The organism is Algihabitans albus, assembly GCF_003572205.1.
Classification (GTDB): domain Bacteria; phylum Pseudomonadota; class Alphaproteobacteria; order Kiloniellales; family DSM-21159; genus Algihabitans; species Algihabitans albus.
The window spans coordinates 597,473-614,454 of record NZ_QXNY01000003.1 but is presented as its reverse complement, the minus strand read 5'-3'; the positions used below and the strand labels follow the sequence as shown (position 1 = coordinate 614,454).

Here is a 16,982-nt window from a genome sequence, read left to right as displayed (position 1 = left end):
GACGGATCCGGCAAGTAGCATGACCCAGTCATGTCGACCAACGCCCCATCGGAACAGATCGTCGAGAGTCGAGACCCGCAGCCGGCCGCCGCGACCGGCTGCCCGCTCGACCGCTTGTCTGTGGTGATCCCGGCGCTGCAGGCGGCAGCGGTCCTGCCCGGCACCCTGGAGGTCGTGCGACAGGGATCGCCCGGTCAGGTGATCGTGGTCGACGGTGGCTCCAGCGACGGCACGCCGCAGATCGCCGAACGGGAAGGTGCCCAACTCATCGCGGCGGCGCGCGGGCGTGGCCTGCAGCTCGCCGCCGGTGCGCGGGAATCCGGAGGCGACTGGCTGCTGTTCTTGCATGCCGACACCCATCTGGGGGCCGGCTGGCCGCAAGCGGTGCAGGCTTTCATGGCAGGTACGGGCGAAGGATGGCGGGCCGGCTGGTTCCGTCTGGCCTTCGACGACCGGAGTCCGGCCGCTGCCCGGGTCGCGCGCCTTGCCAACTGGCGCAGCCGCAACCTGGGCCTGCCCTACGGCGACCAAGGCCTGCTGATCCCGCGGAACTTCTATCAGGCACTCGGCGGCTACAGCCGCCAAGCGCTGATGGAGGATGTGGAGCTGGTGCGCCGGATCGGGCGGCGGCGGCTGGCCGAACTTCCGGCGACGGCGACGACCTCGGCCGAACGCTACCGGCGCGACGGCTGGCTGCGACGGCCGGCCAAGAATCTGACGCTGCTGGCGCTCTATTTCCTGGGCTTGCCACCCAGCCTCCTGGCCCGGCTCTACCGCTGAATGCGCAACCGCTTGGTCGTCATGGCGCGGGCGCCGCGTTATGGAGTCGGCAAGCGCCGGCTGGCGGCCGGCGCTGGGGAACTGGCGGCTTGGCGCTTCCAGCGGTTCAATCTATTGCGCCTGCTGCGGCGCCTGGGCAGGGACCCGCGCTGGCAGCTTTCGGTCGCGGTGACTCCGGACGGCGGGTCTCTGCCGCGTGAGGCGGGTCGCATCGTGCGACGGCCGCAGGGTGGCGGCGATCTGGGGAGCAGGATGGGTCGTGCGCTGAGGGGGGCTCTTCGAGGGCCGACCATCGTGATCGGTGCCGATATTCCCGGCATCCAGCCGGCCGAGATTGCTCGCGCTTTCCGCCTTTTGGGTGCCAACGACTGGGTCCTCGGACCGGCCGAGGACGGCGGTTACTGGCTGATCGGTGCCCGCCGCCGGCCGGTTCTGCGCCTGCCTTTCGCCGCCGTGCGCTGGTCGCACCCCGAGACCCTGGCGGATACCTTGGGCAATCTGAAGGGGCGGCGCGTGGCTCTTGTCGCGCAACTGGTCGACGTCGACGAGGCGGCGGACTTGGAACGGCTGGGCGCCGGTGTCAGCCGGCCCGCCTCAGGTGCTCCTGCAGGCGTGGCATGAGTTCGACCAGATTGCAGGGCTTGTGACGGCTGTCGAGCTGCCAGCGCAGGATCTCGTTCCAGCCGTCCTTGCAGGCGCCGGTCGAGCCGGGCAGGGCGAAGAGGTAAGTGCCGCCCGCGACACCGCCGAGCGCCCGCGATTGGATAGTCGAGGTGCCGATCTTGCCGTAGCTGACCCAGCGGAACAGCTCGCCGAAACCCTCGATCTCCTTTTCCATCACCCGCTTGAAAGCCTCGGGCGTGACGTCGCGTCCGGTGACGCCGGTACCGCCGGTGGTGATCACAACATCGATGCCGGGATCGCCGATGCAGTCCTTCAGATAGGCTTCGATCAGGTCGATCTCATCCTTCCTGATCTCGCGCCGGACCACCCGATGGCCAGCCTCGCCGATCAGCCGCTGCAGGGTGTCGCCGGAGCGATCCTCCTCCAGGCTGCGGCTATCCGAAACGGTCAGAAGCGCGACACTGACGGACAGAAACGGCAGGTTTTCATCGAGGCGGTGGGGTGCATCCATCGTGAAGCTCCTTTTCGCGCTCACCTTGCGCGTGGCGGCGGCGCCTATCGGGAGCGCCAGCCTAGTCGAGCTTTACATAGATCGGACGTACACCTGCCGCCAAGGCCTCCAGAGAGGGAGCCGGCTGTCCCAGGCGAGCGCGATAGATCCAGAGGTTGGTCAGCACACGCTCGATGAAGGTCCGCGTTTCCAGCGACGGCAGCGACTCGATGAAGAGAAGCGGATCGTCCAGCGGCGCCCCGGCCTCCTGCAACTGCCGTTGCCATTTGCGCAGGTTGCCGGGGCCACCGTTATAGGCGGCGGCCAGGCGGAAGAGGTCGTTGCCAGTCTGGGTCTTATCCATCAGGTGCAACAGATAGCGCTGCGCCAAGTCCAGATTGAAGGCCGGATCGAACAGCTTGGCGCTGCCACTATCCTTCAGGCTGCTATCCCCGGAGATGTAGCTGGCCGTGGCCGGCATGACCTGCATCAGGCCACGGGCGCCGTAGCGGCTCTCGGCCTCGGGATCGAAGGCGGATTCCTGACGCATCAAGGCGTAGAGCAAGGCGCGGTCGACCTGCCAACCGGTCTGCGGCTCCCAAGGCGGGATCGGAAAGAGCGCGGCCGTGACCGCCGGATCGGTGGCCTGAGACGGCGTGGTGTCCAGGTGGCTGGCCAGCCGATAGGCAAGGCCGGGGATCTGTGCCCGTTCCGTCAGGGCCAGCAGGGCGCGGGCTTTTTCCCGATCGCGCCAGCCCTCGATCATCATCAGTTCGGCTTCCGCCAGATCGCGGCGACCGACCTGCAGCAGGGCTGCGGCGCGCAGCACCCGCGGCTCTTCCATCAGGCGCGCAAGCCCCTCTCGGGAAATCGCCGGCCGTTCGAAGACGACGCTGGTATCCAGACCCAACGCGGCGCGGGCGAGCAGGCCGTAAAAGGTACGCGACTGTTCGGAGGCGAGGCGCAGCCAGCCACTCATCTCGCCGGGCCGGCGCAAGCGCAAGGCGCTGCGCGAGGCCCAGAAGCCGCCCGCCGCCCGCATCCAGCCACTGACATGCTCTGCCCGTGCCAAGCTCGTAAAGCGCCTGTACGCCGTTTCGATATCGCCGCTGCGCCAAGCGGCCAGGCCGCCAACCCACAACGCGACCGGTGCCTTGTCGCCGCCGAGCAGGATCGCGGTGCGTGCGGCCGCCATGGCCTCCTTGTCGCGGCCGAGATAGAACCAGCCGGCCGCCAGTCTGCTGAAGCCCTGGGCCCGCTCCACCTCGTCCAGGAGATCCCGGACGTCGGAGCTGTTGAGCCGCTTCTCGGTTTCGGTCAGACGTTGTCTGGCGACGTCGCGACGGATCTCGCTCTTGATCTCGGCGACGCGGTTTCGTTGGCTGGCCGTTCGTTCGCGCGGTGAGGTGTAGCGGAAAAGACCGGGTCCGTTGCCGCCCAGGGTGATGCGTTCGCCTTCCGGCGCGCGAGGAGGTGCGGCTTCGGCCGGCTTGCGGCTTAAAGCCAGACGATGGATGCGGTCGGCGCCCGGGAGGTCGGAATAGGAGGTAAGCCAGCGGCTCAGCTCACCGTAAGACGACCGATAGGCGGTGGGATGCAGATAGCGCTGGAGTTTCAGGTGACCGAGCAGTCGTCGATCCTCGAGCTGCGCGATGGTGCTGTCCGCTTCGTCCCAGCGGCCGTCTTCTTGTAGGACGAAGATCTTGCGATAACGTGCGGCATCGCGAACCGAAAGCACTCGCGGCAGCCCGCTGCTGTCCAGTCCGGTGATACGCGGCAGAGCCGCGGTCTCGGTCTCGGTGGCACGCAGCTGCGCCGCCGCGGCAGAGCCGCCAACCGCTGCAGCCACTAAAATACCACACAAAAAAATAAGCCCCCGCAAGAGGCCTGATCCGACCCGTCTGCCCAAAACTCGCGTCCCCAACGTTACAATCTTAATGGTATCTTAATACAAAGAAGGGGCTCGAACCACCCTGTTGACGGTTGCACAGGGCAGCTATGCCTTGCCTATCACGTGCAGAAAGGTGTGTCGGTGACAATTTCGCGACGTACCGTAAGAGCTTTAGGGAGAGATGTCGGCCGCCCAGGGTCTGCATGGCCCGACTCTGCGGGTCACCGGGAGGCGAGGGCCTCTATCTAGCTGTCGTGCAGTGGGTCGGCATGGGCCTCGGCAGTGGCGCGGAAGGCCAAAAGATCACGCCAGGCAAGCCGCTTCTGGGCCGGCTGGCGCAGAAGGTAGGCGGGATGGAACAGCGGCATGGCAGGCAGCGGTGCGGGCAGACCGGCGTGCTGGTAGGCGAACCACCGACCCCGTAGCCGTGTGATGCCGCGCGATTCCGCTAACAGCGCCTTAGCCGATGTGCCGCCCAGAAAGAGCAGGTAGCGCGGTGCGACCAGTTCGATATGCTGTTCGGTGAAGGGCAGGCAAAGCTGGAGCTCCTGTAGCTGTGGCGTGCGATTGCCCGGCGGTCGCCAGAACAGCATGTTGGTGATGTAGACATCGTTGGCGGGATCGAAGCCGGCGGCGCGAAGCATGGCGTCGAGCAATTGGCCGGCGGCGCCGACGAAAGGCTGGCCTTGCAGATCCTCGTCGCGGCCCGGCGCTTCACCGATCAGCATGACTTCAGCTTGAGGTGCGCCGCGGGCGATGACCGTATTCTTGGCCGTCAGCTTGAGGTCGCAGCCATCGAAGTCGCGGATCGCAGCCTGGAGTGCCTCCAGGGTTCCGGCCGAGCGAGCGGCCTGCTCTGCAGCGGCCAAATTGGCCTCGTGGGTCCGCAACTCCCGGGAGGTCGCCTGCCAGACGGGCGGCGGTTCGTTGCCGGAGCGCTGTTGCCCGGGGTTTTCGCGTCGGGCTTGGGCCCCCTTGGGTCTTTGTTGGTGAGTTTCCGTCGGAGCGCGCCCAGCGTGGTCGGGGAGCCTGGCGTCGGGCGTAACCTCGGACGCCCGCTGTTCCGCCGGCGACGCGGCGGGCGTCAGGCGATCCAGTGGCTCCGGCCCGATCGCCTCGTCCGCTCCAGCCTCGATCAGCCAGGTAAGCGCCCGCAAGGCAGCTTCTCGATCCTGTCCATCCGCCTGTTTCGTCATGGCCGAGATCTAGCACGCCGCGGGGCCGACAGACAGACCGCAGGAGGTATCGCTTCGTAGACCGCGATGTTCCTCGGACTTGCCTCTGCGTCTTCGGGTCCCTTTCAAACCACGGGCGGGCTCGGCTATATCGGAGCGAGAAAAGAGGGAGCGGAGCGCTATGGAACGCGAATACATGGACTACGACGTGGTGATCGTCGGCGCCGGCCCGGCCGGCCTGGCAGCGGCGATCCGGCTACGCCAGCTTTCGGCTGAAAGCGGTCAGGACGTTTCCGTCTGCGTGCTGGAGAAAGGCTCGGAGGTCGGCGCTCACATTCTGTCCGGCGCCGTGCTGGAGCCGCGCGCGCTCAACGAGTTGATTCCGGACTGGAAAGACAAGGGCGCTCCGTTGAACGTGCCTGTCACGCAGGAAAAGTTCCTGATGCTGACCGAGCGCCGCAGTCTCAGCGTCCCGATCTGGATGCTGCCGCCGCAGACCAAGAACCACGGCAACTACATCGTCTCTCTCGGTAACGTTTGCCGGTGGATGGCGGAGCAGGCCGAAGCCTTGGGTGCGGAGATCTATCCGGGATTCGCCGCCTCCGAAGTCCTGTTCGACGAGCAGGGGCGGGTCACCGGCGTGGCGACAAACGACCTGGGCGTCGGCAAGGACGGCAGCCACAAGGACGGTTATCAGCCGGGTATGGAACTGCGCGCCAAGTACACCTTCTTTGCAGAGGGCTGCCGTGGCTCGCTCTCCAAGCAGTTGGAGCAGCGCTTCGATCTGCGCCGCAACGCTCAGCATCAGACCTACGGGATCGGCCTGAAGGAGCTCTGGGAGCTGGACCCGGCGCAGCATCAGGAGGGCCTGGTACTCCATACCGCCTTCTGGCCGATGGACGACCGCACCTGGGGCGGTTCCTTCATCTATCATCTGGACAACAACCAGGCCTATATCGGCTTCGTCATCGGTCTCGACTACGAGAACCCTCATCTCTCCCCCTTCGATGAACTACAGCGCTTCAAGCATCACCCGGCGATCGCGCCGATGCTGAAGGGGGGGCGGCGCGTCTCCTATGGCGCGCGTGCGCTCAACGAGGGCGGGCTGCAGTCGATTCCCGATTTGGTCTTCCCGGGCGGTGCCTTGATCGGCTGCTCGGCCGGGTTCCTCAACGTGCCCAAGATCAAGGGCAGTCACACGGCCATGAAGACGGGCATGCTGGCGGCCGAGGCGGTTCACGCGGCCCTCGCGGGCGGAGACCAGGGCTACGGCCGGCTCGAGACCTACCCGAAAGCGTTCGAGGAGTCGTGGGTCTACGAGGAACTGCACGCCGCGCGCAATCTGCGCCCGGCCGGTGCCAAGTGGGGCATGAAGCTCGGGATGCTCTATGGCGGTATCGATCTGAAGCTGCTTGGCGGCAGGGCGCCCTGGACCCTGGCTCATCACAAGCCGGACCATGAGTGCCTCAAGCCGGCGGACAAAATGCCCAAGATCGATTATCCGAAGCCCGACGGTGTGCTCTCTTTCGACAAGCTGTCGAGTGTCTTCATCTCCAACACCAATCACGAGGAAGACCAGCCGGTCCACCTACGCCTCGGCGATCCCGCGATCCCGATCGAGAAGAACCTGCCAGAGTTCGACGAGCCGGCGCAGCGCTACTGTCCGGCTGGGGTTTACGAGGTCGTGCGGGACGACGACGGCACGAACCCGCGCTTCGTCATCAACGCGCAGAACTGCGTCCACTGTAAGACCTGCGACATCAAGGATCCGCGCCAGAACATCAACTGGACAACCCCAGAAGGCGGCGGGGGGCCGAACTACCCGAACATGTAGCCGGCGCAAAGGCGGTTTCTTAGATCTTCGCGCTTTGGCAGCATGTCTCCTGCCTGGGGTGGTGGTTCCAGTGTAGGTACATGGCATGGTTGATGACGCTGCAGACGGTCCTCGATCGGGGCGACGGTCTTTTCCTTTGTTCGTTTCTGGAAGCGCATAGGTTCGTCGCCTTTGCGGCTGTTGAACGGCGCTGGCTAGAGCTAACTTACCGTCGCGCGTCATCTGCTGGACGGCGGCTGGTATGCTGCTCGTTCGGCCCTAGTTTCGTGACAAGCGGTTCTGCCGGCTGGCGAAGGGTCCTCTAGTCCGGCTAAGCTGTTGTCTGAACCGCGTAAAAGCAGGACAGGTCTTCATGCCCTATTTCTCGCGCCGTCTCCTGGCGCTGCTTCTCGCCGCTCCGTTGGGCCTGGCCGTGCCGGTCTCTCTCGCAGCGGCGGAGGTGCCCGATACGGTGACGGAGAACCCGCCCATTGCCACGACCCCTGACGGGGCGCTCTATGGCAACTATCTGGCCGGTGTGGTCGCCAGTCACATGGGCGACTACGGGCGCGCGGCGACCTTCTTCAGCCGAGTGGCTCAGGACCGGGAGATCAAGGACCTCGATCTGCTGCGCAATACCTTCGGCCTGTTGCTGGCCGAGGGGCGCCTGGAGGAGGCGCGCGGACTGAGCAACCGCCTGCTGGAGCTTTCTCCTGGCGAAGGGCTGCCGCATCTATTGCGGGCGGTCGACGCCCTCATCGCCGGTGACGACGCTGCGGCCGCGGGCGAACTGCGGCAGCTTGGCGATGGCGGGATTGCGGACCTGCTTACCGACATGTTGGGGACCTGGGCGGCCGCGGACGTTGCTGGTAGCGAGGCGGTCAAGCGGCTCGACGGCCTGGCAGAGCGCCGAGGGCTTGCCGTTCTGGCGCACCTGCAGCGCGCCTTGGTGCTCGACTATCTGGGGGACCCGGCTGCCGGCGAGGCCTACGAGGCCGCGCTGGAGACAGGTGACCCCAATACCTTGCGGCTGACTCTGTTGGCAGGCAACTACTTCGAGCGGGCCGGTCAGGGCGAACGTGCGGAGGCGCTCTACGGCGACTACCTGGGAGCCAATTCCGAGGAAATCCTGCTCGCCCCACTGCGCGCCGAACTGACGGCGGACGATGGTACCGTGCAGCCGGTTGTCGGCAGCCTGCGCGAAGGCGCCGCCGCCGCCCTGTTCGATCTGGCCGGCATTCTCGCACGTGAACGCGGCGGGCAACTTTCCATGGCCTACGCCAATCTCGCTCTGGCGCTGGATCCCGCTTTCCATGCTGCACGGGTGTTGATCGGAGAGCTGCTGCAAGGTCAGGAGCGCCACGCAGATTCCATCGCCGTCTATCGAACGGTGCCGGAAGACTCCGCCTACGGCTGGGTTGTGGCGCTACGGATCGCCGAAGAACTGCACGAACTTGAACAAACCGACACGGCGATTTCGGGCTTGGAGGCTTTGGCTGAGGTCAAGCCCGACCGTTTCGAGCCGTGGTACCGTATCGGCAACTTCGAGCGCAGTCGCGAGAACTGGGAAGTGGCGGCGGAGGCTTACGAGGAGGCCATTGCCCGCATTGGAGAGATCGAAGAACGCCACTGGGCGCTACTTTACTTTCGCGGTATCGCCTATGAACGCAGCAAGCAGTGGCCCGAGGCCGAGGCCGATTTTCTGAAAGCGCTGGAGCTGAATCCCGAGCAGCCCTATGTGCTCAACTACCTCGCCTACTCCTGGGTCGAGCACAAGATGAACTTGGAGCAGGCTGAGGAGATGCTGATCAAGGCTGTCGAGCTGCGGCCCGAAGACGGCTACATCGTGGATTCGCTTGGCTGGGTCTACTACCGACTCGGTCGTTACGAAGAGGCCGTCGGGCAGTTGGAGCGTGCGGTCGAGTTGCGGCCGATGGATCCGACGATCAATGACCATCTGGGGGATGCCTACTGGCGCACGGGCCGTGCACGCGAGGCCCAGGTGCAATGGCAGCGCGCGCTGTCCCTCAACCCGACGGAGGAGGGTCAAGCCGACAAGATCCGGCAGAAGCTGGACGAGGGCATGCTGCCCGAGGGAGAAGACCTTTAGGCGCAGGTTGGTTTTGACGTCGGATATCCAGCCCGCGATGGTAGCCTATGCGGCCCCTGCCAAGGTCAATTTGACTTTGCATCTGCTCGGCAAGCGGGGCGATGGCTATCATCTGCTCGACAGTTTGGTCGTCTTCGCCGGCATCGGCGATCAGCTCCAGGCCGCGCCTGCGAAGACGCTTTCGCTCGAGGAGAGCGGCCCTGGCGCCGGCGCCATGGGAGCAGGGGAAGACAACCTCGTGCTACGGGCGGCCCGGTTGCTGATCGAAACCTGCGATCCAAGAACACGCGCTCGCATCCGGCTCGAAAAGCGTCTGCCGATCGCGGCGGGCCTGGGCGGCGGCTCCAGCGATGCCGCCGCGGCGCTGATTGCCCTGAATCGCCTCTGGGATTGCGGTCTTCACGCAGAGGACCTGCAGCGCTTGGCTGCAGCGGTCGGTGCCGACGTGCCGGTGTGCCTTCACGGCCGGCCGACCTGGGTCGGCGGCATCGGAGAGATCCTCGAGGCTGTGGAAGCTCTGCCCCCAGCTTGGTTCGTGCTTGTCAATCCAGGAGTCTCGCTCTCCACGGCCAGTGTCTTCCGCGCGCGCTCGGGCGGATTCTCCGAGCCGTCGCGCTGGGACCGGCCGCCGGCGGATGCGGTTGCCCTGGCAACCTGGTTGGCCGAGGGGCGCAACGATCTTCAGGCGGCGGCTTGCGCCTTGGAGCCTGGGATTCCGGCCGTACTGGACGCGCTGACTGCGACGCCTGCCTGCCTGCTCGCGCGTATGAGCGGCTCAGGCGCCACCTGCTTCGGCCTCTATGCAGTGGAAAGCGAGGCTCGCCAGGCAGCGGCGTTACTGGGAGAGGCCCGGCCCGACTGGTGGATCCGGGCTGCCCCACTGCTAACCGACCCCGTCGAGCGGGGGTGAGCGCGGATCTTGCCGAGCGCGGTTCGGCTCGCTAATTTCCTCTGCTCAGAGATGGGGCGTAGCCAAGTGGTAAGGCATCGGTTTTTGGTACCGTGTATCCCAGGTTCGAATCCTGGCGCCCCAGCCAGTTTTCCGATTAGGCCCTGATTAGGGGCAGCTGCGGCCCGAACCTCGCCGAGGGTTCCGGTCAAGCGTTTGTATTTGAACGTTTCAATCGGGTTCCGGATTCCGTTTTTCCCGAACGTCGTCGGGGACGCGCTCGCATCCGCGAGGTGTTTCGGTGGAGGCCGGTCTAGCGACCGACCGAAGTGATCGCCTTGGCGGCTCTGATAAGCCGGTCGCGGAGCTGCCGGTAGTTTGCGAGCATCATACGATCCAAAAAGAGCGCGGCTTTGCTCGGAGACTTGGTTTGAGCGAGCTTCACGGCAAAGCGATCTAGGCCCTCCGCATCGCTCAAGAGCCTGCCACGCACGATGTTCGAGATGTTTCGATCATGGACGACCTGAATCCACATCGGCGGGCTATCGATCTGCTTCACCGGCAGGAATTTGCTCACCTCCGTATGAAAACCGTGCCAAGCCGTTTCGAAATTCGATGTCCGCTCCAGCGCGGATATGAAGGCGTTGCTGCGATCGCTGTGCCGAAACACGCGTCCGTCTGCATAGATTACACCGTTGGAGAAGTTCAGGGCTTGCGGTTCCAGAGACGTAACGCTGCCGCGCAATCTCGAGCAGAAGTCGCGCGCAATCGCATCGTCGTTGTCCAGCCGCGTTGTAAGCAGCCAAGGTGTCTGTTCGGCAAGCTCGGAGCGGATGTGCGCCTTGACCTTGTCGAGCGTTGCGCCACCCGGCGGTACGAATATCGGTAAGATCCGTCTGTCGCTATAGCTGCGGACGCGCTCCTGGAATTGATCCGGTGTCTTTTCATCGAAGTAAATCAGCCAGCGAAAATTAGTTTCGTTTTGATTCAAAACGCTGGGTAAACAAAATCGCTCAAATAAATCGAAGCGATGAGTCAGCCAATCGAGCCCTGGGGCATCGGCTTGCGTCTGTTTGACTCTCAGGACATTGAACCGCGTCAAAATAAAATGTGGAGTCATATGAGGAAGTGGAAGCGCAGTACTTTCGGACATCAAATCCCGATCCCCAAGTTCGAGTGATCTTTAGATGATCGATACATCACGTCGGATTTCTTTCCAACCATCGGGTGTGGTTGGCGGGGGCGGAACCGTTTTCTGTTACGCGCAAGAGGCGCTGAAATGTGATTGACGAAGACACTTTAAGGCCCTGGCCGCCAGAGTGTGTCTCGAAGCGTATCGCGGGAGCCAAATCGCCGACGCTCAGCGCAGCTTTGGCTGCCGAGGAAGTTGCGAGGGGATTCTCGACGGTTTGACAACGCCCCCAAGCTGCAGCGCTGCTCGTTGCGAAAAGCGGGCGCCGGCTGCCCGGTGCACCAACTTTGCCGATTGCCATAACCGCAGACGACCATGAGCCTGGTGACTACGACTCTGGCGTCTTGGAGCGCGAGCGGCCGATCTGTTTGCTCATCAATCGCCACAACGTCGGTGATCGTCGGACAAGACTGCGTAGAAATTCGATTTTCCGCAATCTATTCATGATGTTACCCATCGATCCAGTGACGGGTAGTGTTTTCACATCAATGGTCTCGACGCCAATGTCGATATTTCTAGGTGCGACCATGGGCGCTTTCTCAAATATGACCATGCTGGATTCAAACTGAATGGATCTAATCGACTTTGTATATTTAGAAGCTTCATTTTTTATGCGTTGACCGTGCCAAGCATTGATTTCATCTATCAGAGTTTTGGAGAATTCAATGAAGGATCCACTTTTGCGCAAACCGCCTCCATAGTCGCGCCAATAGGACGTGTGGCAATCTTCGACAACATAGACACCGCCGTCTCGTAAATTTTCAAAGAAAAATTTCTCAAATGTTATCTTCTGATGAAAAGGTATATGACTGCCGTCATCTATAATAATATCAAATATTCCAGTTTTTGATGAAACATCAGAAAGAAAACTCTCGTCTCCTTGATCTCCGACGAATATTTTAACTCTTTCGTCCTCATGTTGTTTTGTTTGGGGGAGTATATCTAGGCCAACAATTTGCGATGAAGGCGTGGTGAGGGCTTTCCAAAGCTCAAGGGATCCGCCATGTTGAACGCCGATTTCAAGCACGCGAATGTCTTGATTTCTAAATTTAGAGAAGAGGCTCTCGTAGAACTCGATATAGTTCTCATATTTCCGGATTTTCGGTGAACTTGCAGGATATCTTTCAATAAATTCTTTAACGTTCTGAAACACAGCTTGCTTCCTTTGCTTTTCGCAGGCGGTGCGAAAAAACGAATTTGATCGTTATTTGTGTAAAGCAGCGAGCGTCAAAAATCCACTTCGGATCGGTCTTGGCCGTCGCGGTCCCCGGATGCCTCGGATTGATGGGCGCCAGCTTGCCAGGGCAGATGTGGCTGGAAACCCTCCCCACCAAAGCTGACTGTTCCAGCGTGGGTCGATTCATTGCCCGTCCGGCGCCTCTAGTGTGGGCTTTTAGCGTAAGAAACACTGCAGCCGCTGGAGGGGGCAGGCGTAGAGAGTCCCCGCACCCCTCATAGCGAGGGCGAGTTTACAGTGTGTCGGCCGTCTCTGCCTAAACCGGTTGGATGGGAGAAGCATCGACCGGAATTCCACTTCAGGGCTGTCCATCGGAACGCTCGTCACGAAAAAGTAGCTGGAAGTACGCGAGCTTAACTGAGACCAGTTGCCCTCGTTACAACTGATATGCCCCTATGCGTAGGTTCTGGTCCGTCTGATCACGACCTTAGCAGCCCAGCTCCCGTGATGTATGGATACGTATCCCAGCGGCTGGCCTGCCTCCTGGCGAACCCGTCGAGTCCGTAGCGATGGCGTTAGCTGGGCGTAACAAATAGGGGACAAATTAGTAATGATTTCGAACCATTTTGATTTTAACTTGATGAGATTTGCATTTTATTTGAGAAAATATTTTCTTAACTATTTGTCGAAAGGCATTATTAAAAGCGTCCCGGTATTTATTACCACAACGCTTATCCTCTTAGCTTGTGGAGCTTCGGCAATGACCGCGTATCAGGTATCGAACACGAAAGAACTTATGAACGCTCTGGCTCAGGCCGAGGGTGGCGATCAAATCCTGCTCGCACCGGGCGAGTACGACGATGTCATGTTGCATGGTGTGAGAAATCGTTTTCTCAATGAATTCGACTCCCCCGTCACCATCACCTCAAGCGATCCGGACAATCCCGCCGAAATTACCCGGCTTCGCCTGCACGAAGTCAGCAACGTTCATTTCGAGAACATCGAGTTCAACTACACGTTTTCCTCGGGAGACATGTACCGGGACAAGCCGTTCCACGTGACCAAGTCGGACAACATTTCGTTCAGCGACTCGACCTTCACCGGGGAGCCGATTTCCGAGAGCGGAACGTGGTTTGACGGCTATGGCGCCGGTTTCGGCCTTTCGGTCGAAGGCTCGTCCAACATCTCCGTGGTCGATAACTCGTTCGATACCTTCTTCCGGGCGGCCGTCTTCGGCGGGGTCAAGGATCTGACCGTCGTCGGCAACGAGGTCACCAAGATGAGCTCGGACGGCTTCAACTTCGTTGCCGTCAACAATGTCACGATCGAGGAAAACCACTTCCACGACTTCTCGTTCAATCCCGAGAGTCAAGCTCACATGGACATGATCCAGTTCTGGACGTCGGGCACAGGCAGCCCCACGACAGACGTCGTGATCCGCGGCAACATCATGGACAGCTCGGGTGGCGACCGGACCCAGTCGATCTTCATGCGCAACGAAGAAGTCGACACCGGGCGCGCCGGTCAGGAAATGTACTATCAGAACATTCTGATCGAAGACAACGTGATCCACAACGCTCACTCCCACGGGATCACCGTTGGCGCGACCGACGGTCTGGTCATCCGCGACAATACCATCGTGCGGAACGCCGAAACCGATCCCAATGCGAGAGCGTCGAACCCGGTCATCACGTCGAATGACGAGTCCTTCAACGTCGAGATCTACAACAACATCCTGCCGGGTTCGGTGACGATCAAGTCGAGCGCCGACGGCAACGCTGCCTACGACAACATTCGAACCCAAAGCAGCGATCCCACTGCGGACAACTACGTTCAGAACGTCTTCGTCAATGCGTTGGGCGGTGAAACGACGAGCCTGGAAGATCTGCAGGTGATCCCTGGCAGCATCGCGGACGGTGCCGGTGCGCCACTGAGCGAGTTCGAGGGCACGCCGGAAGAGCTCATCGCCGCCATCCGTATGCCGGAGGCGACGGTCATGGAGGGGCGCGGCATCTCCTTCGATGCCAGCTTCTCCCGCGATGCGGATGGTTTCCTGATCGACGGTGACGGTACGGCCGGTTTGTCCGCACCCTCAAGCGGGGCGGCGACCTTCGAGTGGACGATCTACGATGTCGACGGCAAGGTTGTCCATCAGAGCAGTGGCCCGAAGCTGGACTACGGGACGACGGAGCCGGGCGAGTACACGGCGGAACTGACGGTCACTCAGCCGAACGGCCAGAGCGCCAAGGACTCGACGCAGTTCACGGTCGACGATGCCAATATCCTGGATGTCAACGTCGTGGATGGCGTTGCGACGGATACCTCGAGCTACGGTGCGAAGGTCAGTGTCGGCAGTAATGGAGCCATTGCCGAGGCTGGCGATATCTCGGTCGTCAAGATGACGGAGTCGACCGTGGTTTCCGTGGCCCGCGGGCCGCAGATGTTCGGACTCGACAGCTTCACGATCGACTTCGGTTTGCAGCGCGGTAGCGAAACGTCCGGGACGGGTGAAATCTTCCGCATGCACCTGTCGAAGACGATTACGCTGCGTGAAGACGGCGAACTGGCTTTCTCCATCTCGACGCAGGAGGGAAGCTTCCAGATCACGACGTCGGGCGCGGGTCTCTCGGACACCGACTGGCATCATGTATCGGTCAGCTACGCTTCGGCCGACGAGATCGCTCAGATCTATGTGGACGGTACGCTCGTCGGCTCGGGCGAGGTGACGGGCCTGACCCAGGAAATGGCCTCTTGGGGGCCGACCCTCGGCAATCCCTGGCGTCCCAGCTTCAGTGGCTACATCTCCGATCTGTCCATGTCGGCCAATGCGGCCACGGAAGAAGAGGTGCAACAGGCGAGCAAGGAGCTTCACGCGGCTGTCTCCGGGATCGATCTGCCGGACGTCGGCACGCCCAACGAACCGGATCCGGGTGATCAGGGCGGTTTGGCCTTTCCCGACACCATGTTCGCCTTCGACGGTTCCTTGGACGGAGAGGCCGGTAGCCAGGTTTCTCTTAGCCGGAATGCCGTTCACATGACCGACGGCGCTCAAAACGAGTACGTCGATGTCACGGATGGCTTCATCTCCTTCGGTAAGAACGATGCCTTCTTCGGCGCCTCCGAACTCAGCCTCTTCTTCGATTTCCAGACCAACGAGGCCAACGAAGGCACGGCCCGTATGTTCTGGAACCATATGAGCTACGGCGTCGAACTGGTCGGGGACGACAAGCTGCAGTTCCAGTTCTTCGACGGTGCGCGTCACAAGGTCGAGGTGGACGGTCTCGATATCGCGGCGGGTGAGTGGCACAAGGTCGGCTTCGCCCTCGATACGGAAACGGGCGCCTTCTCGGCTTACCTGAACGGCAAAATGATCGCTCAGGAGACCTTGAGCGGCGTTTCGATCGACGAGGCCGCCTACTGGGATGTCTATGCCGGCGGGACGCCTTGGGGCAAAGCGCTGGACGGCTCCATCGACAATCTGGCCGTTTATCACGACTTCGTCGACGAAGAGCAGGCGAAGAGCCTGTCCCCCAACACCGACGATATCCTCGTCGCCTAGAGCAGTTCGCGACCCGATGACCCGCGTTGCGAGTTCATCGGGTCGCATTCTTCTGCGCTGACCGTTTCTATCCAGACCTGAGTTACCTGATCGCTCGGAGCCAGATCGGCTCCGAGCGATCAGGCTCGTCTGCTCTGGACTCCTGTTGTTGGTGCGCAGATGAGAATGATTGGCTCGGGCTACCCTTGCCGCTTGGCGGCGGAGCCGCCGACGTGGGACGCAAGGTCGATCGAGGATTGGCGCGCCCCATGGAACCGAGGCACATTCTCGTGGGAAGGCGGTTCCTTTTGCGGGTTGGGACGGAATTCGAATTCGATCGTGCGAGCCAAGGAACGCGGGGCCAGCCACTCGTTGGACATCCGGAGAAGAAGAGGACCGCTTTGACTCGCCGACTGTTCCTTTTGACGCTTGCCTTGTGGTTCCTGTTTCTCGCCCCTGCTTTCGGAACGGAAGCCGGGATCGGACGCCTGAATTTCGGCGGCTACAAGGAAGCGACGAACTGTACGGCCTTCCTGACGGAGACGGGCCATCTCGTCACCGCGGCTCACTGTCTGAATCTGACCCGCGATGCGCGGCTTCATTTTTTAGAGGAGTACGACCGCGGTCGTTGGACGGAACATCTCGAGGTTCTGTTGGATTGGTTCGTTCGGGACGGGGTCAAAGACGTCGCAGTGATCTGCCAGGCCGTTCAGCCTGAGCAGGGTGTCTTCGTCGTTTCCGATAGGCCTTTGGCCGTTGGAGAGCGGCTTGAAGTTTGGGGGTATGGAGCGCCCCGGAGTCACGTTCTGCAGCGCCTTATCTGTCCGCTGCGCCGTACGGCGAGCGATGGCACGCTCGTGTTGGAATGTGATGTCTCCGGTGGAACCTCTGGTGCACCGGTTCTGCGGCACCGAGGGGAATTGCGGGAAGTTGTCGGGGTCGTATGGGGCACGGGCGCAACGGAATCCTACGCTCACCGGCTCTCGCCAAAGCTGCTCGACGGCCACTGTGGCGCCTCTCAGGAGTTCTAGTTTCTATACGACGAAGCGGAGTAGGCATCTTCCGTCCAGGCTTCCCCTGCGACGGGTGGACGTGCTGGCGGGAGGTCAAGGCTCTATCCGTTGTTGCCTTGCCGCCGCTCGTCCCAGACCCAGCAGAGTACGGCCGGAAAAGGCGAGTTCTGCGTGCTTTTTTACCGTCCGGACGTTTTCTGCTCTGTCCTGTCGGGCGTCTACGCTTTATGCGTAACCCAATCTTACATTAACTCATGTAGAGTAACATCCGGCCGGCGAACTCAATCTGT

At 61.8% G+C, this 16,982-nt stretch carries 12 protein-coding genes and 1 tRNA gene; 8 read left to right on the top strand and 5 right to left on the bottom strand.

Annotated features, from left to right (window positions below):
• The first annotated feature begins 30 nt into the window (after positions 1–30).
• Both DBZ32_RS09435 and DBZ32_RS09430 read left to right on the top strand, forming a co-directional pair.
• On the top strand, positions 31–780 hold the full coding sequence (locus DBZ32_RS09435) for a TIGR04283 family arsenosugar biosynthesis glycosyltransferase (RefSeq protein ID WP_119166867.1): 750 nt from the start codon (positions 31–33) through the stop codon (positions 778–780).
• A complete protein-coding gene (locus DBZ32_RS09430; protein WP_119166866.1) occupies positions 781–1,401 on the top strand; it encodes a TIGR04282 family arsenosugar biosynthesis glycosyltransferase in 621 nt (206 codons plus the stop codon).
• Here the strand turns inward: DBZ32_RS09430 and moaB are convergent.
• From moaB to DBZ32_RS09415, 3 genes are all read right to left on the bottom strand, one after another.
• Positions 1,361–1,915 (bottom strand): molybdenum cofactor biosynthesis protein B, encoded by a 555-nt coding sequence (gene moaB, locus DBZ32_RS09425; RefSeq protein ID WP_119166865.1) that lies wholly within the window; start codon positions 1,913–1,915, stop codon positions 1,361–1,363. The two genes, DBZ32_RS09430 and moaB, sit on opposite strands and share 41 nt — an antisense overlap.
• A 61-nt stretch (positions 1,916–1,976) precedes the next feature.
• Positions 1,977–3,743, bottom strand: a complete 1,767-nt coding sequence (locus DBZ32_RS09420; protein WP_119166864.1) for a lytic transglycosylase domain-containing protein — start codon at positions 3,741–3,743, stop codon at positions 1,977–1,979.
• A 287-nt stretch (positions 3,744–4,030) separates the two neighbouring features.
• The gene (locus DBZ32_RS09415; protein ID WP_119166863.1) at positions 4,031–4,981 is read right to left on the bottom strand and encodes a uracil-DNA glycosylase; all 951 of its coding nucleotides are present in this window, start codon (positions 4,979–4,981) and stop codon (positions 4,031–4,033) included.
• A gap of 160 nt (positions 4,982–5,141) precedes the next feature.
• On the opposite strand from DBZ32_RS09415, the gene DBZ32_RS09410 reads away from it, so the two are divergent.
• The 4 genes from DBZ32_RS09410 to DBZ32_RS09395 all read left to right on the top strand — a co-directional run bounded on the left by DBZ32_RS09410 (position 5,142) and on the right by DBZ32_RS09395 (position 9,920).
• The gene (locus DBZ32_RS09410; protein WP_119166862.1) at positions 5,142–6,794 is read left to right on the top strand and encodes an electron transfer flavoprotein-ubiquinone oxidoreductase; all 1,653 of its coding nucleotides are present in this window, start codon (positions 5,142–5,144) and stop codon (positions 6,792–6,794) included.
• A gap of 352 nt (positions 6,795–7,146) precedes the next feature.
• The gene (locus DBZ32_RS09405) at positions 7,147–8,883 is read left to right on the top strand and encodes a tetratricopeptide repeat protein (RefSeq protein ID WP_119166861.1); all 1,737 of its coding nucleotides are present in this window, start codon (positions 7,147–7,149) and stop codon (positions 8,881–8,883) included.
• 37 nt (positions 8,884–8,920) lie between these two features.
• Positions 8,921–9,793: a 4-(cytidine 5'-diphospho)-2-C-methyl-D-erythritol kinase gene (locus tag DBZ32_RS09400; RefSeq protein ID WP_119166860.1), complete on the top strand. Its 873-nt coding sequence runs from the start codon at positions 8,921–8,923 to the stop codon at positions 9,791–9,793.
• Between the two features lie 52 nt (positions 9,794–9,845).
• Positions 9,846–9,920: transfer RNA gene (locus DBZ32_RS09395), tRNA-Gln, on the top strand.
• A gap of 165 nt (positions 9,921–10,085) precedes the next feature.
• On the opposite strand, the gene DBZ32_RS09390 is transcribed toward DBZ32_RS09395, so the two are convergent.
• On the bottom strand, positions 10,086–10,925 hold the full coding sequence (locus DBZ32_RS09390; RefSeq protein ID WP_119166859.1) for a glycosyltransferase: 840 nt from the start codon (positions 10,923–10,925) through the stop codon (positions 10,086–10,088).
• A gap of 367 nt (positions 10,926–11,292) precedes the next feature.
• Positions 11,293–12,117 (bottom strand): class I SAM-dependent methyltransferase, encoded by an 825-nt coding sequence (locus DBZ32_RS22055; RefSeq protein WP_162906677.1) that lies wholly within the window; start codon positions 12,115–12,117, stop codon positions 11,293–11,295.
• A gap of 784 nt (positions 12,118–12,901) precedes the next feature.
• Here DBZ32_RS22055 and DBZ32_RS09385 point away from each other — a divergent pair.
• Positions 12,902–15,700 carry a LamG-like jellyroll fold domain-containing protein gene (locus DBZ32_RS09385; RefSeq protein WP_162906676.1) on the top strand — a complete coding sequence of 933 codons (2,799 nt, stop codon included), beginning with the start codon at positions 12,902–12,904 and terminating at the stop codon, positions 15,698–15,700.
• 380 nt (positions 15,701–16,080) lie between these two features.
• Positions 16,081–16,710: a trypsin-like serine peptidase gene (locus DBZ32_RS09380; protein WP_162906675.1), complete on the top strand. Its 630-nt coding sequence runs from the start codon at positions 16,081–16,083 to the stop codon at positions 16,708–16,710.
• The last annotated feature ends 272 nt before the right edge of the window (positions 16,711–16,982 follow it).